Genomic DNA, 23,814 nt, shown 5'->3' on the forward strand with positions numbered 1-23,814 from the left:
CGGCGAAGGCGTATTTGAAATCGCCTTCGCCGGCAAGCCGGGCTCCTACAGGTCCGTTTCAATCGCGAATCAACCGCCACGCCTCGTCCACGGGCAACGGCTGTTTCATCCGTTCGGCGAGCATCGCCATCGTGCGCTCTTCCTCACAGGCCACAGCCGCCGTCACCACGCCGTTTTTGCCGAACAGGCCGATAAAGGGCGGGTTGTTCGGATCACCCTTGAACTCGACTTCGTCCCAGGCTTGCGCGTGGCCAAGGTAGTCGTAGTTCTTGCCAAAGTGCCAGGTCCAGAAATAGGGCACGTCGAGGTAATGTTCATCGCCCCCGAGCATGTTCGCCGCCGCGATCCGCGCCTGTTGTTGCGCCAGGCGCCAGTGTTCAATACGTTGCGGTTGACCATTGAGCGCGAAGGTAGCGATATCGCCAGCGGCCCACAGCCCTTCCGTCACGCGCATCCCGCCGTCGACCAGCAACGACTGATCCTTTTCCTTCGGCAGGTCGGCAAAGGCTGCGGTCGCCGGGGTGACGCCAATCCCCACCAGCACCAGGTCCGCCGGTAGACGCTGATCATTATCCAGGAGCACGGCTTCGACTCGCGTCGTTCCTTCGATCTGCACGGCCTCACCGTCCGTCCGGTACACCACTCCGTTAGCCTCGTGCAGCGCCAGGATCGCTTTGCCTACGCTGTCGCCGAACTGTTTGGCAAAAGGCACCTGTTGCCGGGCCAGGACCGTGACGTCCAGACTGTATTGGCGCAGGGATGAAGCGGACTCCATGGCGATGAAACTGTCGCCGATGATCACCACGCGCTGACCGGGTTTGGCGCTCTGCAGAATTTGCCGGGCATGGTCCCTGGAGCGTAATACGAATACCTGCGGCAGCTCGGCGCCGGGTAACTCCAGTGGCTTGGGGATGCCTCCGGTTGCCAACAAGGCAGCGTCATATTCGAGTGACTGGCCGTCGGCCAACTGCAACACCCGGTTTTCAGCATCCAGGCTCGTCACTTGCGCGTTGATCCGCTCGATGCGTTGCTCGCGGTAGAACGCTTCAGCGCGCAGGGCAGGGACTTCATCCGGCGGGGTTTGCCCGGCAATCACGAATTTGCTCAGCACCGTGCGGTCATAACCCGCTGTTTCGCGGTCGACCAGCAGCACCCGGCCACCAAAACCTTTCTCACGCAGGGCCGATGCCGCCGCCGTTCCCGCAGCACCCGCACCGACAATCACAAAGGTACGTGCGTCATCGGCGGGTGGGGTGTGGGCGTCCTGCAGCGGCTGATCGCCCACCCAGACTTCGTCGTCACGCACCTCGAGGGGATAGCGCTTGAGGCTGTCCAGGGCGGGAGGTTCGCACAACCCGCCATCCTCGATCCGAAATTGCGCCTTGTGCCACGGACAGGTCAGCCGCCCATGGCACAGCGCGCCTTCGGCCAGCGGCGCCCCGGCATGCGGGCATTCGCCTTGATAGGCGCGCACTTGATCGCCGACTTTCAGCAGGAGGATCTTGCTGCCCTGGACGCTGACTTCCAGGCCACGGTCTTCGGGTATATCGGCGACACGGGCAACGCGATGCAGGGTCATGATCGCTCTCCAGACAGGCGTTTCAATTAAGAGTCTGGCGCTTATCGCGAGGTTCATCCAATTCCCACTGCCACCGCGTGAACGGTCCGGCTATAGTTTGCTCGCCGACCTCGGCCCCATCCGCACAAGGTGCTCCCGGTATGACCCGATTGACCTCTCTGACCCCTTGGCTAGCGGCCTTAACAGTCGCCCTTTGCGTGCAATTTCCGGCGCAGGCGGCCCAAGAGCGTTTCACCCTGAACATCCCGGGCGTCTCGGATGATCGCCTGTTCACCTCGGCCGCCGCCAGTGACGCCCAGGGTTGCGGTGGGCACAACGTCTCGCCAGCACTGAACTGGAACGCCGGCCCCGCTGGCACGCTCAGCTACGCCATCGTCATGCATGACCCCGACGGCCAAAAAGGCCAGGGCGTCGATCATTGGGTGCATTACGGCATCAAGGCCGGCACTCACCAGATTGCGGCGGGCGTCGGCGCAAAATCCGCGCTCGAAGGTGTCGGTGGCACCAACAGCAAAGGCACGACGGGGTACATCGGTCCTTGCCCACCGGTTGGCGACAGCGCGCATCACTACATCATCCAGCTCTACGCCCTGGACCTGGCGCCGGATGCCCTGCCAGCCGGCCTGACTCGCGCCCAACTGCTGGAAAAAATCAAAGGTCACGTGCTGAGAAATAGCAGCGTGGTACGGCGCTACCACCGCTGAAGATTTTTTAGCGCGGGTTAACCCGAACCGTTGGGGCTGTCCGTCTTACAGGATGAATGGATCAATTTCCTCCTGAGGTCAGCCCCATGTCCCTCCCTCTGCATATTCTGCGTCCGCTCGCCCAGGGTTTCGCCGCCGGGCTGTTGCTGGCCGTTGCCGGCTGCGGTGTTTCGTCCACGCCCGATCCTGCCTCGGTGTCCGAGCCGGCCCAGGCCGAGTTGAAAACCGAATCGCCTGTGCAGCAAGAAATGCTCGACGCCGATGCGTCGATAAGCAAGCGCAGCGTCAGGCCGGCACCGATGGCCGGCTTCGCGCCGATGCCCCCGGGCGAATCTTATCCACAGGGCTATCGCGACGAACAGCGCGAGCAATACCAGGCCCTGGCCGACAACGCCATCCACAGCGTCGCCGAAACGCCGGTCTCGACCTTCAGCGCCGACGTCGACACCGGCGCCTACGCCAACGTCCGCCGTTTGCTCAACCAAGGGCGACTGCCACCGGAAGGGGCGGTGCGTCTGGAGGAGATGGTCAATTACTTCCCTTACGACTACGCCTTGCCCACAGATGGTTCGCCCTTTGGCGTGACCACGGAACTGGCAGCGTCTCCCTGGAATTCGCATACGCGCTTGTTGCGCATCGGCATCAAGGCCTCGGACCGCGCGGTCGCGCAACTGGCCCCGGCGAACCTGGTGTTCCTGGTGGACGTGTCCGGCTCGATGGATCGCCGCGAGGGCCTGCCGCTGGTCAAAAGCACGCTGAAATTGCTGGTCGATCAACTGCGAGAACAAGACCGGGTTTCATTGGTGGTCTACGCCGGGGAATCGCGCGTGGTACTGGAACCCACTTCCGGACGAGAAAAGGTGAAGATTCGTGCAGCCATCGATCAATTGACCGCGGGTGGTTCCACCGCAGGAGCCTCGGGTATCGAACTGGCTTATCAACAGGCGCAACAGGCGTTTATCCCCAAGGGCATCAACCGCGTTCTACTGGCCACTGACGGAGACTTCAACGTCGGCGTCAGCGACTTCGACAGCCTCAGGCAAATGGCTGTGGATAAACGCAAGACGGGCGTATCCCTGACCACCCTGGGTTTCGGTGTGGATAACTACAATGAACACCTGATGGAACAACTGGCCGATGCCGGCGATGGCAATTACGCCTACATCGACAACCTGCGCGAGGCGCGCAAGGTGCTGGTGGATCAACTCGGCTCGACCCTCGCCGTGGTGGCGAAAAACGTAAAGCTGCAGGTGGAGTTCAACCCGGCACAGGTCAGCGAGTATCGGCTGCTCGGCTATGAAAACCGAGCGCTCAAACGTGAGGATTTCAGCAATGACAAGGTAGATGCCGGTGAAATCGGTGCAGGGCATACCGTGACGGCGTTGTACGAAATTGTGCCCAAGGGTGAGAAGGGCTGGCTGGAACCGCTGCGCTACGGCAAACCGGGCTTGGCTGTTTCCGATAAAAGCGGAGAATTGGCGATGCTGCGTGTGCGTTATCAGTTACCGGAAGGTGGGAATAGTCGCTTGATCGAACGCCCGATCGTTGACAGCCCAGTGGACAAAGCCAGTGACGACCTGCGCTTTGCAGCGGCAGTGGCGGCGTTTTCCCAGCAGCTCAAGGACGGCCGCTACACCGGCGAGTTCAGGCTCAAGGACACCGAAGCGCTGGCCCGTGGTGCACGGGGCGATGACCGCTTCGGCCTGCGCAGCGAGTTCGTGCAGTTGGTGCAACTGGCGCAGAGTCTGCGCACGACCACCGCGTCGAATCCAATCGACTCTGACCGACGGATTGAATAGTGAGTCGATTGAAGGGGTTCATCAGCCAGCTGTTTGCGCCCGCAAGCAGCTCCGAGGCCAGCAGCGACGAAGCGCTGCTGGCCCGTTATCGCGAGGGCGAGGGCGCGGCGTTCGAGATTCTGTACGCGCGCCACCGCCATGGCTTATACCGGTTTCTGCTGGGGTTGAGCGGCAGGGCGGAACTCGCCGAGGAGGTCTATCAGGAAACCTGGTTGAGCCTGATCCGCAGCGGCAGTCAGCCACAAGGTCGGGCTACTTTTCGTACCTGGCTCTGCCAGATTGCCCGCAACCGCTTGATCGATCACTGGCGCAAACACGGCGTCCATCAACCGCTGCACGACAGCTACGACGAACAGGCCCATGCTCTGCCCGATGACACAACCGATCCCGAGCAACTGCTGAGCCTGAGCCGCGACAGCCAGCGTCTGGAGGCCGCCCTGCAAGCCTTGCCCGCCGACCAGCGCGAAGTGTTCTTGCTGCGCGCCTACAGCGATCTCGATTTGCCGCAGATCGCCACCCTCACCGAAACACCGCTGGAAACCGTCAAGAGCCGCTTGCGTTACGCCCAGCAAAAACTGCGTCGGCTGCTGGCCGAGGAGGTACTGACATGACTGACGCCAAGCACACAACGGACCGAACGCTCGAACATTACCGCGAGCAGGCCACCGGCGAACCCCCGGCGCATCTCGACGCCTTGATCCTGGCCGCCGCGCGCAACGAAGCGCCCGCGCCGAAGCGAGGTCTCTGGCAACGCTGGATTCGCGCCTGCCAGCAACCCCGCTGGCAAGTGGCATTCGCCAGCCTGGTCGGCATCGCACTGATGCTCTCGCTGGTCCAGCGCACGCCTGAGCAAGTGCCCGGCTACGACTTCGCGCCTGCGGCACCGGTCGCCAAACAGGAAGCCGAAGCAGCGCCGCCAGCGCTGGCCCGTTCCCTCAATGCTCCGGCTGGCGCGCTCTCAGCACCGGCCCCTGCACCCGCCGCGCCAATGGCGGAATCGGCAGCCCCTGCACAGCGCGAAGCTTTCAGTGCCGACATGGCGGACCAAGCCAAAGCCAGCAAGCGTGCCGCGGCCCCGGTGACATCCCTGGATGAGCAATTGCGCGAAGTGCTGCGCCTGCAAAAAACCGGGCACAAGCAAGCCGCCGATAAACTGCTGGCCGACCTGCACAAACGCTTCCCCGACGAAAACCTCAGCGCCCGACTCAAGGAATTGCAGAAAAACTGATCGGCCTAACGCTCGACGATTTGGCATCATGGCCCGAAAGCGCGCACTATCGGGCCATAGTCGATGCGTTGGAGGATGCCGTGACAAAAAAAATCGACCGCATCGCCCAAATGCTCAACTGCCCGGAAAAGGGCGAGGAACTACGGCGGGCAATTACTGAAAGTCGTAAGGATTTTCTGCTGAATCAGCCGGAAGTGGACGAGGCAGAGGACGAAGACGTTCTTGAAGAGGAAGAATTCGAGGACGATGAGGATGATGAATACGACGAGTTTGACTGGACGACAGAATGAAAAAACCGCTTCGGCGGTTTTTTTGTTTGGGGCGCTATCGATGCCCCAATTAGTGTCATGACGCAATACCTTGCATGCTTGATTTAATGTGCATACAATAAATCCATGCAAATAACCTTCGACCCTGCCAAGCGTGACAAGACCCTGATCGAGCGTGGGGTTGACTTTGCCGACGCTGCTGCCGTCTTTGCTGGTCACCACTTCACCGCCCAGGACATGCGGCAGGAATACGGAGAGCTCCGCTTTATCACCGTCGGCTTGTTGATCGGTCGAATGGTGGTGATGGTCTGGACGCCTCGCGGCGAGGCTCGCCGCATCATCTCTATGAGGAAAGCCAATGAGCGCGAACAAACCCAATACCGAAGCCGTCTGGGTTGATCCAGACGATGCACCGGAACTCACCGATACCTTCTTTGAGCGCGCCGACGAATTCAAGGGCGCTCGACTTGTTCGGCGCGGCAGGCCCAAGGCGGACGTCGTGCGCGAGCGGATAACGATCCGGCTTGAAGCTGACGTACTGGCGCAATTCAAGGCCTCGGGGCCAGGCTGGCAAACACGTATGAATGCCGCCTTGGCCGACTGGCTCAAGACGCACACGCCCAGCGAATTGAAGGCGTAACCACGGGTGCGCCTCGCCCCTTCGAGGTGAGCAGTAATGCGGGGCAGCCGGCTTGCCATCGGTTCACAAAAAAATGTGATGCACCCACCGAAATCCCGAAGACGACACCCACAAAAAGCCCCAGACCCAACGGCCTGAGGCTTTCTCGTTTCTATGTTCCTTTATCCGAAGGTGCTGATGGGAGCCTGGGTCTGGGCTTTGAATGCTTTTTCGGCAGCTTTCCTACGGGTAGCAATGTCGCTAGCAAATGTTCTCAACTCGTTTATATGAGTTTTTATCTCTGCTGGCGTTGGCCTATTCTCAGAGAGAGCCCGAGATTTATCGTGGCCGTACATCCAACTGCTAGCGAGGGACATATTGATAGTTACTCGGTTAGCATCTGAAGGCTCGATTGTGATTTGGCCTAGTCTCGTAGTTTGTACGCTATTTCTTCCGCGGCTAACTATATCAAAGAAAAGGTCTTGCTCTATCGATGCCTCCCAGGCCTCCCTTAGTAGGCAGTAGAGCATTGCAGATCTTTTATTATAATCTGAGATATCTGTATCATATAGATCCTTGAAAGAATTTAACTCCTGCTCCAAATTATGCGCTCTGCTACTTGTGCTCATTCCTCGCCAAGGCGCCTCTATATGGCAGAATCCAGAATCCTTTCCATTTCTTCTGACTGTAAATGATGAAACGGCAGGGCGTGTACTCTCACTCAATGCCATTTCGGTGCACTTACCATCGATTTCCATTATAAGTGCCAGATCGTGGGTAAAAATTATTAATTGTCTAGATAGGGCCTCCTGGCATAGGCGGGAGGCGATTTTTTCGCGATATACGTGATCAAGAGAGCTAACTGGATCATCAAAGACGATGGGCGATGAATTTGCAAATGTTTTTATCTCAGCGAGGTAAGCAGCTAGCGAAACGACTTTCTGCTCGCCTTCACTGAGAACCTTTCCTGGTTTTTGGGCAAAAAAGGGGACGTATTTATTTTTCGCAGTTGCCCATCTGGGTTGGGAGCATTTCTGCTATTGACGACTCCGCCAGGGTTGTCGCGCACGGCCCATCTGCCTACCGACTAATGCCTCAATGGCGGTAACTCGGCTGGAGTTCGGGTTATAGCCTTCGTCTCCGCGCTGAGTCATTGACCATCCCATGATTTCCGTCAGCTGCGAATCGCATCCTTCAGGTAGCTCAACTTCAAAAGGCATGAACTCGGTTTCTTTGTCGAAAGCTTCAATGATGTATTTCAAGATTCCACCTCGCGAGTATCGTCAGCATTTTTGGTTTGCTCACCTGTTTTTGGGTCAAACTCCCCTAGGTACTTTCCGCGTTTGTTGTATTTCTCAACAGCTCCATGCTGGCTATCCCACTCGAAAAAATCCCATCTCTTGTCTTCCATCGGCGCGGCACTGCATCGGTTTGAAATGGTGCAGTCGAGCAATTGCCAAAGTCGCGCTCGAAACGCAGTAGACGATCCATTTAGGGTTTCTCGATTTCAAATCGGAGAGCGTGAGGCGATCCAGATCGGGTGTAGTGGATGCGTTCAGTGGCGATCTGTTCCGCTCTGGTGTCAGGCTAGCGTCACTCGATTAGGGCAAATCGCTGGCGCCGTACTTGGTCACACTCTCGCATTCACTCCGCTACGCCCGTACTCCGATGAACAGGTCTAGCGCCGTCGGTAATTGCTCATTAATTGCTTCGGCTATTTGCTGCACTTGCTCGCTCGTTAGTGGAAGCTCCCCATCAGCCTCCGCCGCTAAGCTTTCCCAACCCAATACATCCATAACTACTTGCTCATACTCCTGAGCGATGTCCAGTTCAAACTTAATCGAGCTGTCTGCGCTACCGCTTGCAAGGAATCCTGTGATTTCTAAGAACATGATTTTTTCTCTGTTTATTTTGGTGTTGTACGACCTGGTTTCGGCGGTTTTCTCATATCGCCAGTTTCAGCGTCGAATTCACCTAAGTGCTTGCCCTGTTTATCGTATATCTCAACCGCTCCATGCTGGCTGTCCCACTCATAAATTCGGCCTTTTCGATCCTTCCAGCGACTGCGTTTTTTTCCTCCCCCCTGGACGCTAGATTTTGGACTGTCACGCACCGCGTCAGGGAAAGCCGTTAGCCCTTTGGGGGCAGGGTGATACTTGATATCACCGCCGCCAGCAGGTTTTGAAAATACCAGGTACAGCGAGCTAAGCCCGGTGTTTGCCGGAAACACCAGAATACAGTCGTCGGTTTCAACGTCCTCGCCAGCCGGATAACCCTCGATCGCCGAGTCTGTGTTTTCCGGTATGGGGTGAACCAGGATGATGGGATCGCTCCTGCGTTGCTCAGGATGGACCAAAGGCGGGATGGCCAGCCGTCCGCTGGGTGTCCACAAAATAGTGATGCCGTTCAAATCCGCTTCGAGCACGGTTTTGGTGGCGTTCCATTTGACCTGCACCGTGCGTACGGAATCGTCGCCGGACGGGCCGGTATGAATACCATAGACCTGCATCACGCCTTCGGCATCACGGCGAAACTGAAAGCGGACACGGGTAGGTGCGTGGCTTACCTGGCGCAGATCGTCGTCATTGTAGAGCGTCCCATCGCCCATCTGGGAGGGGAGCATCCCCGCAATGAACACTCCGGCAGGATTGCCGCGCAAGGCCCACCTGAATCCGTGTTGCAGGATGCCGCTACCGGCTGTGCGCCCCAGCACCGCGTCGAAGCCTACCGCGAGTTTAATCGCCTCGATTGAAGAGGGGACAAGCATGGGCGCCACCAGCATGACCTTGCCAAAGTCTGAGGCGGGGACGCTGGCTGTACCGGGTTTGGTACTGCCCCAGTTTCCAGAGGCGCAGGACTTGGCAAACACCCGATCGGTGCGGGGCTTTGGCTCCGGCCAAGGCTCTTTGGGGCGGATGTAGACCGGTTCAGGCTCGGGCGCTGGACTGGGCCTGTAGCCGCCGCCGGAGCGGATGGGGATGTCTGAAACCAGCAGCCAATCCCCTCTCCTGACCGCCTCGACAATCTCGCTGTCCTGGGTGATGTAGGTAGTTCGCAGAAGCTCAGCCAACCCTTGCAGGGAATACCTCCCGCACATCAGGGCGCTACTAACTTTTCGAGCGGCCACATACGGGTCTTCGACACGTAGCAAGCCCCTGTCAGACCTCCTTATCAAGCGCATTGCATTCCCTCGGATCAAGTCAGGCGGGACATTCTGAGAAGGGCGCGTCGTACCCAGCAACAAAAAGACTTTTGCGACATTTGTCCGAGTAGAGGGTAGGGTTTAACGAGGAGGCCGCATGAACTTACCTCTCCCTACCTGATGATCGCTTTACCGATGGCGACGCAGGTGGTCGGTGGTGCCTGTCTGGCGGTGATTCTGCGCAGCTGCTCATGCGCGGAACCTTTGCGGGTTCAGCATTTTTCGATGAATACGACGAGTTTGATTGGACCACAGAATGAAAAAACCGCTTAGGCGGTTTTTTTGACCCACAAAAAAGCCCCAGACCCTACGGCCTGAGGCTTTCTCGTTTCTACGTATGGTGCACCAGGCGGGATTCGAACCCACGACCCCTGCCTTCGGAGGGCAGTACTCTATCCAGCTGAGCTACTGGTGCAGCGGGCGCCATGATACTCATATGCATTGCGGGCGTCCATGCTGCTGAATCGCCTGTGTTTTTTTAAAGCGTAACCTGTGTTTGCTACGTTGATCAGAAAAATGAAGCAAAAAAGAGGTTTTCGTTCTTTTTTTCGAACGGCCTATTGTCCTTTACCCCCTTTGATCCTAGGATTCGTTTGAGATTTCAAACGCTCTTGTCTGGGTGCTGAACCGCACGATTTGAATCAGTGCGCTATTTATGTGCTTCAGCCCGGTGAATGATTTCCCTGACGGCAGCCTACTGAGGCGCCTTTCTACAATCATAATTTGCTCCGCGCCTGCCGCGGTGCTGTTAAGGAAAGCCGACATGCAGCTTAAAGACACCCAGTTGTTCCGCCAGCAAGCCTTCATCGATGGCGCTTGGGTTGACGCGGACAATGGTCAGACGATCAAGGTCAACAACCCGGCAACGGGCGAAATCCTGGGCACCGTGCCGAAAATGGGCGCTGCCGAAACCCGCCGTGCGATCGAAGCCGCTGACAAAGCGCTGCCGGCCTGGCGTGCACTGACCGCCAAAGAACGTGCGAACAAGCTGCGTCGCTGGTTCGAGCTGATCATCGAGAACCAGGACGACCTGGCTCGTTTGATGACCCTGGAGCAGGGCAAGCCATTGGCCGAAGCCAAGGGCGAAATCGTTTACGCCGCTTCGTTCATCGAGTGGTTCGCCGAAGAAGCCAAGCGCATCTACGGTGACGTGATTCCGGGCCATCAGCCAGACAAGCGCCTGATCGTGATCAAGCAGCCGATCGGCGTGACCGCTGCCATTACCCCGTGGAACTTCCCGGCCGCAATGATCACCCGTAAAGCCGGCCCGGCCCTGGCCGCCGGTTGCACCATGGTGCTCAAGCCTGCTTCGCAAACCCCGTTCTCCGCGTTCGCCCTGGCTGAACTGGCCCATCGTGCTGGCATCCCGGCCGGTGTGTTCAGTGTTGTGACCGGCAGTGCCGGCGACATCGGCAGCGAGCTGACTGGCAACCCGATCGTGCGCAAACTGTCCTTCACCGGTTCGACCGAAATCGGCCGTCAGTTGATGACCGAGTGCGCCAAGGACATCAAGAAAGTGTCCCTGGAACTGGGCGGCAACGCGCCGTTCATCGTGTTCGACGACGCGGACCTGGATAAGGCCGTCGAAGGCGCGATCATTTCCAAGTACCGCAACAACGGCCAGACCTGCGTCTGCGCCAACCGCCTGTACATTCAGGATTCGGTCTACGATGCGTTCGCGGAGAAGCTGAAAGTGGCCGTGGCCAAGCTGAAGATCGGCAACGGTCTGGAAGACGGCACCACCACGGGCCCGCTGATCGACGAAAAAGCCGTGGCCAAGGTGCAAGAGCACATTGCCGACGCCGTTGCCAAAGGCGCCACCGTGCTGTCCGGCGGCAAATCGATGGAAGGCAACTTCTTCGAGCCGACCATCCTGACCAACGTGCCGAACAACGCTGCCGTGGCCAAGGAAGAAACCTTCGGTCCATTGGCGCCGCTGTTCCGCTTCAAAGACGAAGCCGACGTGATCGCGATGTCCAACGACACCGAGTTCGGCCTGGCCTCGTACTTCTATGCTCGCGACCTGGGTCGTGTGTTCCGTGTGGCTGAAGCCCTGGAATACGGCATGGTCGGCGTCAACACCGGTCTGATCTCCAACGAAGTCGCGCCATTCGGCGGCATCAAGGCCTCGGGCCTGGGCCGTGAAGGCTCCAAGTACGGCATCGAAGATTACCTGGAAATCAAATACCTCTGCCTGGGCATCTAAGCCGGGAAGAGCATTGCTTCAAGCGCAAAGGGCACGAGAGCGCTGTCCCTTTGCGCTGCTTCAAACCGGAATTTTCTCTGTGGTCGGGAAAGCTGTGGCAGTCGATCATCGCATGCTGCCTCAGTTACCTCCCCACCGCTTAATCCTTGAACCACGCCGACCGATGAGCGGCGAATGAGGAATGTAATGAGCAAGACTAACGCTGATTTGATGGCCCGCCGTACCAATGCAGTTCCACGTGGTGTTGGCCAGATTCACCCGATTTTCGCCGAGTCGGCGAAGAACGCGACCGTGACCGACGTTGAAGGTCGTGAGTTCATCGACTTCGCTGGCGGTATCGCTGTACTGAACACCGGCCACGTGCACCCGAAAATCATCGCGGCCGTAACCGAGCAGCTGAACAAGCTGACCCACACTTGCTTCCAGGTTCTGGCCTACGAGCCGTACGTAGAAGTGTGCGAAAAAATCAACGCCAAGGTTCCTGGTGATTTCGCCAAGAAAACCCTCCTGGTCACCACCGGCTCCGAAGCCGTGGAAAACTCGATCAAGATCGCCCGTGCCGCCACTGGCCGTGCTGGTGTGATCGCGTTCACCGGCGCTTACCACGGTCGCACCATGATGACCCTGGGCCTGACCGGTAAAGTCGTGCCTTACTCGGCCGGCATGGGCCTGATGCCAGGCGGCATCTTCCGCGCGCTGTACCCGAACGAACTGCACGGTGTGAGCATCGACGACTCAATCGCTTCCATCGAGCGCATCTTCAAGAACGACGCCGAACCGAAAGACATCGCCGCGATCATCATCGAGCCGGTTCAGGGCGAAGGTGGTTTCTACGTCGCTCCGAAAGAATTCATGAAGCGTCTGCGTGCCCTGTGCGACCAGCACGGCATCCTGCTGATCGCTGACGAAGTACAGACCGGCGCTGGCCGTACCGGTACTTTCTTCGCCATGGAACAGATGGGCGTTGCTGCCGACCTGACCACCTTCGCCAAATCCATCGCTGGCGGCTTCCCGCTGGCCGGTGTGTGCGGTAAGGCCGAGTACATGGACGCTATCGCTCCAGGCGGCCTGGGTGGCACCTACGCCGGTAGCCCGATCGCTTGCGCCGCGGCCCTGGCCGTGATGGAAGTGTTCGAAGAAGAGCACCTGCTGGACCGCTGCAAGGCTGTCGGCGAGCGTCTGGTGACTGGCCTGAAAGCCATCCAGGCCAAGTACCCGGTGATCGGTGAAGTACGTGCCCTGGGCGCGATGATCGCGGTCGAGCTGTTCGAAAACGGCGACAGCCACAAGCCGAACGCTGCAGCCGTAGCGTCCGTTGTAGCCAAGGCTCGCGACAAGGGTCTGATCCTGTTGTCCTGCGGCACCTACGGCAACGTTCTGCGCGTCCTGGTACCGCTGACTTCGCCGGACGAGCAACTGGACAAAGGCCTGGCGATCATCGAAGAGTGCTTCTCCGAGCTCTGATCTGCGAGTGTGACCTGCTTCGCAAAAAACCCGCTTCGGCGGGTTTTTTCATACCCTCAAAAACACATAAAGCGTATTAGCGCTGTATCCAATGGCCGGCTTTGGCTAAGGTTCACGCATTGCCAGGGAGAGCTGTATGACAATCGTCATTTTACCCGCGACTCCAAGGGTTTTGATCGCCGAGGCCGACCCCTGGTCCCGCGATCTGCTCAAGGAAGTGTTGTTGAACGTTCGCTGCGATGCGCGGCTGGACTTGTGTGCCGATGGTCAGCAGGCGTTGGAGTTGCTGGCGTCAAACCCCTACGACCTGGTCATTGCCGACTGGGAGTTGCCGGGCGTCGATGGCCTGAATGTGTTGCGCAGTGTGCGTCAGCGCAAGCGCAATCCACCGTTGCCGTTCATTCTGATGAGCAGCCGCAACGACAGTGCGAGCGTACGTGAGGCCTTGCCGTTGGCCCCCGCTGCCTACCTGACCAAACCCCTGAACATGGCAAGCCTGACCCAGCGCCTGCAGGTGTTGCTGCTGAACGCCGGGGAGGAGGTAGCGTGCGAGGTGCCAACGCTGGCGCCGGGCATGACCTTGTCGGTGTTTCTTGAGCGCCGTCGCGAACTGGCGGAAGGCGCGCCGCTGATGACCGACGTGCAAGTGGCGGTCAAGCGCAGCCTCAATCCAGATGGCCTGGATTTGACGGTGCTTGAAGATGAAATTCGCACCGATCCGCAGGTCACCGCCGTGCTGATCGCCGCCGCCAACAGCGCCGCCCAGCACCATGGCACCGCCGTGCAAACCCTGTCCCAGGCCCTGCATCGGTTGGGCACCGGGCAAAGCATGAACCTGATACTGGGCCTGACGCTCAAGCGCAGTGCGCGGCTCAGCGATCCGCAACTGGCGGACTATGCCGAGCGTTACTGGGATTTGTCGCTACACACCGCCGAGTACGCTCGAACGCTGGCGCGCTTGCTGGATCTGGATCAGGCACGTTGCTACTGCGCCGGCATGCTGCATCGACTGGGCGACCTGGCGTTGTTGCGCTGTTTGCAGGAATGGAAACAGGCCGGTGGCGAGCTGGACGAGCAGGAGCAAGTGGGCGAGGCGTTGGCCCAATTCGGTGCCGCCTATGGTTCGGCGTTGCGCACCCGCTGGCGGCTACCGCTTGAGCTACGGCAGCTGATTGCGGCCGCTTACCAGCTCGGTGGCGGGGTTTACTCCCGTGAAGCGTTGGTGATGAACATGGCGGCACAACTGGCGCGCCTGAACGAGCACGAGGGCCTTGAGGCGCTGGCCAACAGCCGGACGGCGCGGTTGCTGAAGATCGGCTTGCCGGAGTTGGTAAGGATGCGCAAGAAATAAGGCTTACGCCGTCCTCTGTAGGAGCTGGCTTGCCAGCGAATCCAGGCGACTCGGTGAGTCAGGTACACCGCTTTCGCTGGCAAGCCAGCTCCTACAGGGGGGTGTGCCGTTCAGGCAGTGATGATGCGGTTCTTGCCCTGGCGCTTGGCCTCGTACATCGCCGCATCCGCCCGGGCGAACAGGTTTTCCACGCTTTCATCCTCGGGCGTGAGGCTGGTCAGGCCCTGGCTGACGGTGATGCCAAACGTCTGGCCATCATGGCTGAAGCTCAGGCTCTGAATCTCCCGTTGCACGCGCTCAGCCACTTGCAGGGCCATCTGCGGCGTGCAGCCGGGGAACACCGCGGCGAATTCCTCACCGCCTATGCGCCCGAACAGATCGCCGCGGCGCAGCGCCGCGCGGCCGCTGTCGGCAATGTGTTGCAGCACGTTGTCGCCTTCCTGGTGGCCGTAGGTGTCGTTGATGACCTTGAAATCATCAATGTCGAGCATGAGAAACGATAGCGGCGTGCCCTGTTGTCGTGCCTGCTCGAATTCGTGCTCGGCGCCTTCGAAGAAATGCCGGCGGTTGCTGCTGCGGGTCAGGGCGTCGGTGGTCGCCAGCCGTTGCAGTTCGGACTCCAGCTGCTTCTTGTCGGTGATGTCTTCGGCGATGCCGACAATGATCACCGGCTGCCCGGGCTCGGCCTGGCGGTTGATGAAGCATTTGTCGCTGAGCCAGCGCAGCTGCCCGTCGGCGGTAATGATTCGGTACTCGCGGTCTTCGACGGCACCTTTGACCAGCACGTCCGCCAGGCTTCGCTCGGCGTACTCGAGGTCGTCGGGGTAAATACTGTCGCGCCATTGGTTGTAGTCGGCCAACAGCAGGTCGGCACTGCGGCCGAAAATCCGTTCATAGGCAGGGCTGACATACAGCACCTGGCGGGTTTCCCAGTTGAATGCCCACAGCACCGCGTTGACGCTCACCAGCAAGGTGCTGAACAGCTGTTCACGCTCGCTCAGGCGCGCCACTTCGCCTTGGGCGTGCATCAGTGCCATCAGGGTTTGCGCGGCCTCGGGCCACTGCACAAGGGACGAGTCTTGTTGGTTATTGACCATTGGCACAAATCTCAAAGGGTGTGCACCGCTCAAGGTCGAAGCGGCCACGGCGAAGCCCGCCTGGATGGCGAAGTGTCTTTGAGATAGGGGATTTACAGCGAAGTTCCGAAGGGTGCGCCCTGCTAAAGGGCGCACCGATCAACGGTGTCAGGCAGTGCTAGGGCGCAGGGAGTAGGTCTTCAACTGATCGGCGAAGTCACGCAGGGATTGAATCCCGCTGGCTTCCGCTTCGTGTACCCAATCCTTGATGGCGGCCAGCATGTCGTGGCCGTTGGAGCTGGTCTTGACCCAGATCTGCTGCAAGGCCAGGCGTTTCTCGTAGATGACCTTCAGCGCCTGGCTGTGTTCGAGCATGGTCTGGATGCGTACGTGGTGCTTGTCGTCCAGCAGGCTGGTTTCCCGCGAGAGCAAACGCTTGGCACGGTGGAACTGGTGGCGGACCGAATGATCGACCTTTTCCAGTTCCTGCTTGACCAGTGGCCCGATCACCAGCTTGCGATACTGGGCCATGATCTGGAAGCGGTTGTTGAGGATCGCCATGGCGGTGTCCATGTCCAGGCTGCCCTTGCCTTCGACACGGTGGGCAATCGGCGCGACCCGCTGGACCTTGGCCAGGCGCAGGAAGCTGAACACCTGGATCCAGGCCCAGCCCAGGTCGAACTCCCACTTCTTCACCGACAGTTTTGCCGAGTTAGGGTAGGTGTGATGGTTGTTATGCAGCTCTTCACCACCGATCAGGATGCCCCAGGGCACCAGGTTGGTCGCCGCATCGCGGCACTCGAAGTTGCGGTAGCCGACGGCATGGCCCAGGCCATTGACCACGCCGGCGGCCCACACCGGGATCCACATCATCTGGATGGCCCAGATGGTGATGCCGATGGTGCCGAACAGCAGCAGGTCGATAACGCCCATGATCGCCACGCCCAGCAGCGGGAAGCGGGTGTAGACGTTGCGTTCGATCCAGTCATCGGGGCAGTTCTTGCCGTAGATGCGCAGGGTCTCGGGGTTTTCGGCTTCGGCGCGGTACAGCTCGGCGCCTTTGCGCAGGACGGTGGACAGACCCTTGATCACCGGGCTGTGCGGGTCGTCGACCGTTTCGCACTTGGCGTGGTGCTTGCGGTGGATGGCGGTCCACTCGCGGGTGTTCTGCGCCGTGGTCAACCACAGCCAGAAGCGGAAGAAATGTTTCAGGCCAGCATTCAGCTCAAGTGAGCGATGGGCTGAGTAACGGTGCAGATAGACCGTGACGCCGATGATCGTGACGTGGGTCATCAGCAAGGTGACTGCCACCAGAGACCAGGGCGACAAGCCGAGAAAACCTTGGTACCACATAGGCTATAGGGCCCTCGAAAAAGAAAAAAACAGCCGATGCATTATCACTAAGCGGACAGATAAAACCAGTCGCCCTTTCAGATAAGAGTGGCAGGATGTGTCTTTAAACTATAATCCCGACTTTTTCGTAGGGACATGGACAGCCTTATGTCTGCCAGCTATCGCGATGCCGTGCGTGCAGCGTTGTTATACCTGCTGATTTCCGTCGTCTGGATGCAGCTCAGTGGCTACTTATTGAGCAGTTTATTCGATAGCTCGGCCGAGCGCTTACGCTGGCAACTGATCAACGGTTATGCCTGGGTGGTGTTGAGCGCCGGCTTGATCTTCATGGCCCGCAAGCGCTTGCTGCGTTGCCAGGGTGTCGGCGCGACATCGCCCGAACGAAGCGAAGATCGAGAGCGTCTGCGCCAGGCGGCCGCCGTGTTCGATTGCACCCGTGAAGGTGTGTTGGTCACCGATCCCCAGGGGCTGATCGTGCATGTGAACCGCGCCTTCATGGCGATCACCGGCTATCAGAGTGAGGAGGTGCTTGGGCGCCAACCCAGCCTGTTCAAGTCTGGGCATCATCCACCGGCTTTCTACCAGGCGATGTTCGCCACGCTTAACAGCGTCGGTGAGTGGAGTGGGGAAATCTGGAACCGGCGCAAAAGCGGCGAAATCTATCCACAATGGCAGACCATTCGCGTCATTCACGACGACCTGGGGCGTTGCAGTCATTTCGTGGCGGTGTTTTCCGATATCAGCGCGATCAAGGACTCGGAACACGAGTTGCGGCACCTGGCCCATCACGATCCACTCACGGGCCTGCCCAACCGCTTGCTGTTCACCGACCGTGCCACGCAAGCCCTGGCGTCTGCGCAGATCCACAAGCGGGGTTGTGCGTTGCTGATAATCGATCTGGATCACTTCGTGATGATCAACGACAGCCTCGGGCACGCGCTGGGTGACCAATTGCTCAAGGCCGTGGCCGAACGCTTGGGTGCCATGCTCGACCCCGGAGTCACCTTGGCGCGCCTGGGTGGCGACGAGTTCGCTGTGCTGGCCGAAAGCTGTGCGCAACTGATGCAGGCCGCGGCGGTGGCCCAGCGGATCATCGAAGGTCTCAAGGAGCCGTTCGACATCCACGGGCATCGGCTGTTCATCAACGCCAGCATCGGTATCAGTCTGTTCCCCAGTGACGCCTTGAGTGCCGAGCAGTTGTTGCGCAACGCCGACTCGGCACTGTTCAAGGCCAAGAGCGGTGGGCGTGATGGCTATGCCCTCTACACCGAAGAGTTGACGACCCATGCCCGGCAGCGGGTCGAGACCGCCTCTGAGCTGCGCCGCGCCCTTGAGCAAGATGAACTGCGCGTGTTTTACCAGCCTGTTCACGACCTCAAGAGCTGTCGCCTGGTTGGCGTCGAAGCATTGGTGCGCTGGGAGCATCCGCAACGCGGCCTGGTGTCCCCGGCGCAATTCATCCCGGTGGCCGAGCGGACCGGACTGATCGCCCAGATCGATGCCTGGGTGATGCGCCAGGCCTGCCGGCAGATGTGCCAGTGGCAAGAGGCGGGCGTGGAGCTGTCGTTTGTCGCGGTGAATGTTTCATCGCGTCTGTTCGCCGGTCGCGAGTTGTACCAGCAAGTGGTGCAGGTGCTGCGCGAAACCGGATTGGAGCCGGGTTGCCTGGAGCTGGAAGTCACCGAGAGCGCGGTGATGGAAGATCCGGAGGTCGCGCTTGAGCAAATGCACCGGCTACGTGAGCTGGGTGTGCAGCTGGCCATCGATGATTTTGGCACCGGTTATTCGTCGCTGTTGCGGCTCAAGCGCTTGCCTGTACAAAAGCTCAAGATCGACCAGGGCTTTGTCGCCGGGTTGCCGAGGGACGAGGACGACGCGGCCATTGTGCGGGTCATCATCGCCCTGGCGCAGAGCATGGGCCTGCAGGTGCAAGCCGAGGGCATCGAGCAGGTCGAGCAGGCGGCGTTCCTGCTCGAACACGGCAGCCACCAGGGGCAGGGTTACTGGTTTGGACGCCCAGTGCCGGCGAGGGAGCTGGATTGGACCAAGGTTCCTGAAATTCGCTAAATCCCTGTAACCCCTTGTCCAGCCGAATAATCTCTTCTGGTTATATAAACATTCTTAAATAGTCTTTTTAAGAATATCCGCGCCTCTCTACTATTGGTCTCACGCCGCAAGCAGTGCCGCCACTGCCAGGCAACCTCTCAAGTCGAAGGAGCAGCACCATGAGCGCATCTCTACGTAGCGTTGACGGCCAGGACGAAGCAACCATCCTGCGCGAAATCCAGAGCGCCCTGCGCGATCTGCGCTTTGGAGCGGTGGAAATTACCGTGCACAACGCCCAGGTGGTCCAGATCGAACGCAAGGAAAAATTCCGCTTGCAGCAACCGGGCAACAAACCGGCCTGAAGCGATTTTTTTTTACCGACACCGCGATCCCAGAAATCCATAAGAAATAGCCAACACAATTAGAATTCCAGGAGCTTTCACCATGTCGTCGATTCGCCATTTCGCTTTGGCCGCCCTGGCCAGTGCCCTGTTTGCCGGTTCTGCGGTCGCCAAGGATTACGAACTGCTCAATGTGTCGTACGACCCGACCCGCGAGCTGTACCAGGACTACAACGCCGAGTTCATCAAGTTCTGGCAGAAAGACCACGCCGGCGACAGCGTGAAAATCCAGCAATCCCACGGTGGCTCGGGCAAACAGGGTCGGGCGGTGATCGACGGCCTGCGCGCCGACGTGGTGACCCTGGCCCTGGCCGGTGACATCGACGAAATCGCCAAGCTCGGCAAGACCCTGCCGGCCGACTGGCAGAAGCGCCTGCCTGAAGCCAGCACGCCATACACCTCGACCATCGTGTTCCTGGTGCGCAAGGGCAACCCTAAAGGCATCAAGGATTGGGGCGACCTGGTCAAGAACGACGTATCGGTGATCACCCCGAACCCGAAAACCTCCGGCGGTGCGCGCTGGAACTTCCTCGCTGCCTGGGCCTATGGCCTCAAAGCCAACGGCGGTGACGAAGCCAAGGCCAAGGAATACGTGCAAACCCTGTTCAAGCACGTGCCTGTGCTGGACACCGGTGCTCGCGGTTCGACCATTACCTTCGTCAACAACGGTCAGGGTGACGTGTTGCTGGCCTGGGAAAACGAAGCGTTCCTGGCCCTGAAAGAAGATGGCGGCGCCGACAAGTTCGAAATCGTCGTGCCTTCGCTGTCGATCCTTGCCGAGCCTCCGGTGGCGGTGGTCGACAAGAATGCCGAGAAGAAGGGCAACGAGCAGATCGCCGAAGCCTACCTCAAGCACCTGTACAGCCCGGCCGGCCAGGAAATCGCGGCGAAAAACTTCTATCGTCCACGGGACACGGATGTCGCGTCCAAATACGCCCAGCAGTTTCCGAAACTGGACCTGGTGACCATCGACAAAGACTTCGGCGGCTGGAAAACCGCGCAGCCGAAATTCTTCAACGACGGCGGCGTATTCGACCAGATCTACCAGGCGCAGTAATCTTAAATAGCCATCAAGGAGCCTCGAATCGCGATTCGAGGCTTTGTGCATTCTCAACCAGGGACTTTTATGTCGCGTCGTATCTCCCCCGTCATACCCGGCTTCGGGCTGACGCTGGGCTACACCTTGGTGTACCTCAGCCTGATTGTGCTCATACCACTGGCGGCGATGTTCGTGCATGCCGCTCAACTCACCTGGGATCAGTTCTGGGCAATCATCTCGGCGCCACGGGTGCTGGCGGCGTTGAAGCTGAGCTTCGGCACCGCCCTGTACGCCGCCATCATCAACGGCATCATCGGCACGCTGCTGGCCTGGGTGCTGGTGCGCTATACCTTCCCTGGACGCAAGATCATCGATGCGATGATCGACTTGCCATTCGCTTTGCCCACCGCCGTGGCCGGTATTGCGCTGACCGCGCTGTACACGCCTACCGGTCTGGTGGGTCAGTTTGCAGCGGATCTGGGGTTCAAGATCGCCTACACCCCCCTGGGCATCACCCTTGCCCTCACTTTTGTGACACTTCCATTCGTAGTACGTACCGTACAGCCAGTGCTGGCCGACATTCCCCGTGAAGTGGAAGAAGCGGCGGCATGCCTGGGGGCAAAGCCATTGCAGGTTTTCCGTCATATCCTGGTGCCGGCCCTGCTGCCGGCCTGGTTGACCGGTTTCGCCCTGGCCTTTGCCCGCGGGGTCGGCGAGTACGGTTCGGTGATTTTCATCGCCGGCAACATGCCGATGAAAACCGAGATCCTGCCGCTGCTGATCATGGTCAAGCTCGACCAGTACGATTACACCGGCGCTACCTCCATTGGTGTATTGATGCTGGTGGTTTCCTTCATTCTGTTGCTGCTGATCAACTTGCTGCAGCGGCGCATCGAAACCCCATAAGGAGGCGCGAACAATGTCCCAATCGTCTATTGCTGCCGCCTCTTCGGCCAACGCTGCCCGCCGTGGCAGTGCGACCTCGCGGCGAATCCTGATCGGCCTTGGCTGGCTGATTTTTGCGCTGTTCCTGTTATTGCCGCTGTTCATCGTGGTGTCCCAGGGTTTGAAAAATGGCCTGGGTGCGTTCTTCACCGCGATCTTCGAACCCGACGCACTGTCGGCGCTGAAGCTCACGTTGATTGCCGTGTTGATTTCGGTGCCGTTGAACCTGGTGTTCGGCGTCAGTGCCGCTTGGTGCGTGAGCAAGTACTCGTTCCGCGGCAAGAGCATGCTGGTGACCCTGATCGACCTGCCGTTCTCGGTATCGCCGGTCATCGCCGGCCTGGTCTATGTGTTGATGTTCGGCGCCCAGGGGCTGTTCGGCCCGTGGTTGCAGGATCACGACATCCAGATCGTCTTCGCCTTGCCAGGCATCGTGCTGGCGACGATTTTCGTCACCGTGCCGTTCGTGGCCCGTGAGCTGATCCCGCTGATGCAGGAGCAGGGCACCCAGGAAGAGGAGGCCGCGCGCCTGCTCGGGGCCAATGGCTGGCAGATGTTCTGGCACGTCACCGTGCCCAACATCAAATGGGGGCTGATCTATGGCGTGGTGCTCTGTACCGCGCGGGCCATGGGCGAATTCGGTGCGGTGTCGGTGGTTTCCGGGCACATTCGCGGGGTGACCAACACCTTGCCGCTGCACGTCGAGATCCTCTACAACGAATACAACCACGTGGCTGCGTTCGCCGTGGCGAGCCTGTTGCTGATCCTGGCGCTCTTCATCCTGCTGCTCAAGCAGTGGAGCGAAAACCGTATCAACCGCCTGCGCGCCAGCGCCGCGGAGGAATAATTCATGTCGATCGAAGTGCGTAACGTCAGCAAGAATTTCAATGCGTTCAAGGCTCTGGACAACATCAGCCTGGACATCCAGAGCGGCGAACTGGTCGCGCTGCTCGGCCCCTCGGGTTGCGGCAAGACCACGTTGCTGCGGATCATCGCCGGCCTGGAAACCCCGGACCAGGGCAATATCGTGTTCCACGGTGAAGACGTTTCCGGCCACGACGTGCGTGATCGCAACGTCGGTTTCGTGTTCCAGCACTACGCCTTGTTCCGCCACATGACGGTGTTCGACAACGTCGCGTTCGGCCTGCGCATGAAGCCGAAAAACCAGCGCCCGAGCGAAAGCCAGATCGCAACCAAGGTGCACGAACTGCTGAACATGGTGCAGCTGGACTGGTTGTCGGATCGCTATCCGGAACAGCTCTCCGGTGGTCAGCGTCAGCGTATCGCCCTGGCACGCGCGTTGGCGGTAGAGCCGAAGGTGCTGCTGCTCGACGAACCCTTTGGCGCGCTCGATGCCAAGGTTCGTAAAGAGCTGCGTCGCTGGCTGGCGCGCCTTCATGAAGACATCAACCTGACGTCGGTATTCGTGACCCACGACCAGGAAGAGGCGATGGAAGTCGCCGACCGGATAGTGGTGATGAACAAGGGCGTGATCGAGCAGATCGGCGCACCGGGTGACGTCTACGAAAATCCGGCCAGCGATTTCGTTTATCACTTCCTCGGCGATTCGAACCGTCTGCATCTGGGCGAAGACAATCACGTGCTGTTCCGTCCGCACGAGGTGTCGCTGTCGCGGCATGAACTGGAAGATCACCACGCCGCGCAAGTGCGCGATATCCGTCCGTTGGGTGCGACGACGCGGGTGACGCTGAAGGTCGAAGGCCAGAGTGATCTGATCGAAGCCGAAGTGGTCAAGGATCACGACAGCCTGATCGGGTTGGCCAAGGGCGAGACGCTGTTCTTCAAGCCGAAGGTCTGGCAGAAGGTCGCCAACCTCTGACCTGTAGGAGCTGGCTTGCCAGCGATCAACGATGACGCGGTGTGTCATACACACCGCTTTCGCCGGCAAGCCAGCTCCTACAGATCCGGTCAGGCCGCCGCTTTGTTTGGATTGACCCGCACACCCCCCGCCCGCGCCTCGATCTGCTCTTTCAACCCATGGCGCAACCCGAGCAAAAACGCCAGCTCCACCACCACAAACAGCGGCCCGACAATCAACCCCGTCACATCATCGACAAACGCCGGTTTGCGTCCTTCATAGTGGTGGCCAACAAACTGGATCGCCCAGCCAATCACAAACATCGCCACGCCACTGCTTAGCCAGACCAGCGTGCTTTGCTGCGCCAATACCTGACCCGCCCAGACACAAAGCCCTAGCAACACCGTCATCAACACCCCAAGGCGCAACTCCAGGCGCAGGTAGAACCACGCCGACGCCAGCGCGACCAGCACCGCCGGTGAAAGCCAGCCCCCGGCCCATTGCGGACGGGACAGTAATACCGCCACTGCCACCACAATCAACGGGATACCAATGAAATGCGTGGCAATGTTGCGCGGATCTCGGTGGTAGGCGGCGTATTGACTGAGATGGTCAACGAGGCTTTTTTTCATTGTTATTCCTCCTGTAGGGTGCACGATCATGCCTCGGGGCCATTTTTTGCTCTGTCAGCCAGGCGACAATCTCTAGGAGTTT

23 protein-coding genes, 1 tRNA gene and 2 pseudogenes are annotated in these 23,814 nt (G+C 59.4%); 16 read left to right on the top strand and 10 right to left on the bottom strand.

Features of this window, described 5'->3' with window-relative positions; genetic code table 11:
- Positions 1-58: 58 nt before the first annotated feature.
- The gene (locus ACYP2Q_RS11885) at positions 59-1,579 is read right to left on the bottom strand and encodes an FAD-dependent oxidoreductase (protein WP_459730635.1); all 1,521 of its coding nucleotides are present in this window, start codon (positions 1,577-1,579) and stop codon (positions 59-61) included.
- Between the two features lie 140 nt (positions 1,580-1,719).
- On the opposite strand from ACYP2Q_RS11885, the gene ACYP2Q_RS11890 reads away from it, so the two are divergent.
- The 7 genes from ACYP2Q_RS11890 (at position 1,720) to ACYP2Q_RS11920 (ending at position 6,219) form a co-directional block, all read left to right on the top strand.
- The gene (locus ACYP2Q_RS11890; RefSeq protein WP_459730636.1) at positions 1,720-2,283 is read left to right on the top strand and encodes a YbhB/YbcL family Raf kinase inhibitor-like protein; all 564 of its coding nucleotides are present in this window, start codon (positions 1,720-1,722) and stop codon (positions 2,281-2,283) included.
- Positions 2,284-2,369: 86 nt separating this feature from the next.
- Positions 2,370-4,082 (top strand): vWA domain-containing protein, encoded by a 1,713-nt coding sequence (locus ACYP2Q_RS11895; protein WP_459730637.1) that lies wholly within the window; start codon positions 2,370-2,372, stop codon positions 4,080-4,082.
- Positions 4,082-4,693: an RNA polymerase sigma factor gene (locus tag ACYP2Q_RS11900; protein ID WP_459730638.1), complete on the top strand. Its 612-nt coding sequence runs from the start codon at positions 4,082-4,084 to the stop codon at positions 4,691-4,693. Before ACYP2Q_RS11895 ends, ACYP2Q_RS11900 begins: the two co-directional genes overlap by 1 nt.
- Positions 4,690-5,310, top strand: coding sequence for a hypothetical protein (locus ACYP2Q_RS11905; RefSeq protein WP_459730639.1), 621 nt, complete (start codon positions 4,690-4,692; stop codon positions 5,308-5,310). The genes ACYP2Q_RS11900 and ACYP2Q_RS11905 overlap by 4 nt, the downstream gene beginning before the upstream one ends.
- Positions 5,311-5,330: 20 nt before the next feature.
- Positions 5,331-5,600 carry a hypothetical protein gene (locus ACYP2Q_RS11910; protein ID WP_459730640.1) on the top strand — a complete coding sequence of 90 codons (270 nt, stop codon included), beginning with the start codon at positions 5,331-5,333 and terminating at the stop codon, positions 5,598-5,600.
- A gap of 105 nt (positions 5,601-5,705) precedes the next feature.
- On the top strand, positions 5,706-5,978 hold the full coding sequence (locus tag ACYP2Q_RS11915) for a BrnT family toxin (protein ID WP_459730641.1): 273 nt from the start codon (positions 5,706-5,708) through the stop codon (positions 5,976-5,978).
- Positions 5,938-6,219 (top strand): BrnA antitoxin family protein, encoded by a 282-nt coding sequence (locus ACYP2Q_RS11920; RefSeq protein WP_459730642.1) that lies wholly within the window; start codon positions 5,938-5,940, stop codon positions 6,217-6,219. Before ACYP2Q_RS11915 ends, ACYP2Q_RS11920 begins: the two co-directional genes overlap by 41 nt.
- A 161-nt stretch (positions 6,220-6,380) precedes the next feature.
- On the opposite strand, the pseudogene ACYP2Q_RS11925 reads toward ACYP2Q_RS11920, so the two are convergent.
- From ACYP2Q_RS11925 to ACYP2Q_RS11950, 6 genes and pseudogenes are all read right to left on the bottom strand, one after another.
- A pseudogene (locus ACYP2Q_RS11925) lies at positions 6,381-7,160 on the bottom strand (AAA family ATPase); the annotation flags it as partial.
- Between the two features lie 75 nt (positions 7,161-7,235).
- Positions 7,236-7,460 (bottom strand): DUF7683 domain-containing protein, encoded by a 225-nt coding sequence (locus ACYP2Q_RS11930; RefSeq protein ID WP_459730643.1) that lies wholly within the window; start codon positions 7,458-7,460, stop codon positions 7,236-7,238.
- Positions 7,457-7,614 (bottom strand): annotated as a pseudogene (locus ACYP2Q_RS11935) (colicin E3/pyocin S6 family cytotoxin); the annotation flags it as partial. The pseudogene ACYP2Q_RS11935 and the gene ACYP2Q_RS11930, both read right to left, overlap by 4 nt.
- A 236-nt stretch (positions 7,615-7,850) precedes the next feature.
- The gene (locus ACYP2Q_RS11940) at positions 7,851-8,090 is read right to left on the bottom strand and encodes a pyocin S6 family toxin immunity protein (RefSeq protein ID WP_459730644.1); all 240 of its coding nucleotides are present in this window, start codon (positions 8,088-8,090) and stop codon (positions 7,851-7,853) included.
- A 14-nt stretch (positions 8,091-8,104) separates the two neighbouring features.
- A complete protein-coding gene (locus ACYP2Q_RS11945; protein WP_459730645.1) occupies positions 8,105-9,349 on the bottom strand; it encodes an S-type pyocin domain-containing protein in 1,245 nt (414 codons plus the stop codon).
- A 389-nt stretch (positions 9,350-9,738) separates the two neighbouring features.
- A tRNA-Arg gene (locus ACYP2Q_RS11950) sits at positions 9,739-9,815 on the bottom strand.
- 348 nt (positions 9,816-10,163) lie between these two features.
- Between ACYP2Q_RS11950 and gabD the strand changes: the two genes are divergently transcribed.
- The 3 genes from gabD to ACYP2Q_RS11965 all read left to right on the top strand — a co-directional run bounded on the left by gabD (position 10,164) and on the right by ACYP2Q_RS11965 (position 14,421).
- Positions 10,164-11,606 (top strand): NADP-dependent succinate-semialdehyde dehydrogenase, encoded by a 1,443-nt coding sequence (gene gabD / locus ACYP2Q_RS11955; RefSeq protein WP_459730646.1) that lies wholly within the window; start codon positions 10,164-10,166, stop codon positions 11,604-11,606.
- Positions 11,607-11,792: 186 nt separating this feature from the next.
- Entirely contained in the window at positions 11,793-13,070 is a 1,278-nt protein-coding gene (gabT, locus tag ACYP2Q_RS11960) for a 4-aminobutyrate--2-oxoglutarate transaminase (RefSeq protein ID WP_274075035.1), read from the top strand.
- A 136-nt stretch (positions 13,071-13,206) separates the two neighbouring features.
- Complete coding sequence (locus ACYP2Q_RS11965; RefSeq protein WP_459730647.1) at positions 13,207-14,421, top strand: HDOD domain-containing protein; 1,215 nt, start codon at positions 13,207-13,209, stop codon at positions 14,419-14,421.
- 110 nt (positions 14,422-14,531) lie between these two features.
- Here the strand turns inward: ACYP2Q_RS11965 and ACYP2Q_RS11970 are convergent, their stop codons facing one another.
- Positions 14,532-15,518, bottom strand: a complete 987-nt coding sequence (locus ACYP2Q_RS11970) for a GGDEF domain-containing protein (RefSeq protein ID WP_459730648.1) — start codon at positions 15,516-15,518, stop codon at positions 14,532-14,534.
- A 147-nt stretch (positions 15,519-15,665) separates the two neighbouring features.
- Positions 15,666-16,850: a delta-9 fatty acid desaturase DesA gene (gene desA, locus ACYP2Q_RS11975; RefSeq protein ID WP_459730649.1), complete on the bottom strand. Its 1,185-nt coding sequence runs from the start codon at positions 16,848-16,850 to the stop codon at positions 15,666-15,668.
- A gap of 147 nt (positions 16,851-16,997) precedes the next feature.
- On the opposite strand from desA, the gene dibA reads away from it, so the two are divergent.
- The 6 genes from dibA to ACYP2Q_RS12005 all read left to right on the top strand — a co-directional run bounded on the left by dibA (position 16,998) and on the right by ACYP2Q_RS12005 (position 23,121).
- On the top strand, positions 16,998-18,917 hold the full coding sequence (dibA, locus tag ACYP2Q_RS11980; protein ID WP_459730650.1) for a phosphodiesterase DibA: 1,920 nt from the start codon (positions 16,998-17,000) through the stop codon (positions 18,915-18,917).
- Between the two features lie 158 nt (positions 18,918-19,075).
- Positions 19,076-19,258, top strand: a complete 183-nt coding sequence (gene oscA / locus ACYP2Q_RS11985) for a sulfur starvation response protein OscA (protein ID WP_274075040.1) — start codon at positions 19,076-19,078, stop codon at positions 19,256-19,258.
- An 82-nt stretch (positions 19,259-19,340) separates the two neighbouring features.
- On the top strand, positions 19,341-20,354 hold the full coding sequence (locus tag ACYP2Q_RS11990) for a sulfate ABC transporter substrate-binding protein (RefSeq protein WP_459730651.1): 1,014 nt from the start codon (positions 19,341-19,343) through the stop codon (positions 20,352-20,354).
- Positions 20,355-20,423: 69 nt separating this feature from the next.
- Positions 20,424-21,242: a sulfate ABC transporter permease subunit CysT gene (gene cysT, locus ACYP2Q_RS11995; protein ID WP_034148416.1), complete on the top strand. Its 819-nt coding sequence runs from the start codon at positions 20,424-20,426 to the stop codon at positions 21,240-21,242.
- 13 nt (positions 21,243-21,255) lie between these two features.
- Positions 21,256-22,128, top strand: a complete 873-nt coding sequence (gene cysW, locus ACYP2Q_RS12000) for a sulfate ABC transporter permease subunit CysW (protein ID WP_274075042.1) — start codon at positions 21,256-21,258, stop codon at positions 22,126-22,128.
- A gap of 3 nt (positions 22,129-22,131) precedes the next feature.
- Entirely contained in the window at positions 22,132-23,121 is a 990-nt protein-coding gene (locus ACYP2Q_RS12005; RefSeq protein WP_274075043.1) for a sulfate/molybdate ABC transporter ATP-binding protein, read from the top strand.
- 89 nt (positions 23,122-23,210) lie between these two features.
- Here ACYP2Q_RS12005 and ACYP2Q_RS12010 read toward each other — a convergent pair whose 3' ends face one another.
- Positions 23,211-23,732 (bottom strand): Mpo1 family 2-hydroxy fatty acid dioxygenase, encoded by a 522-nt coding sequence (locus tag ACYP2Q_RS12010; protein ID WP_459730652.1) that lies wholly within the window; start codon positions 23,730-23,732, stop codon positions 23,211-23,213.
- Positions 23,733-23,814 lie beyond the last annotated feature (82 nt).

Source organism: Pseudomonas sp. MHK4 (assembly GCF_054600775.1).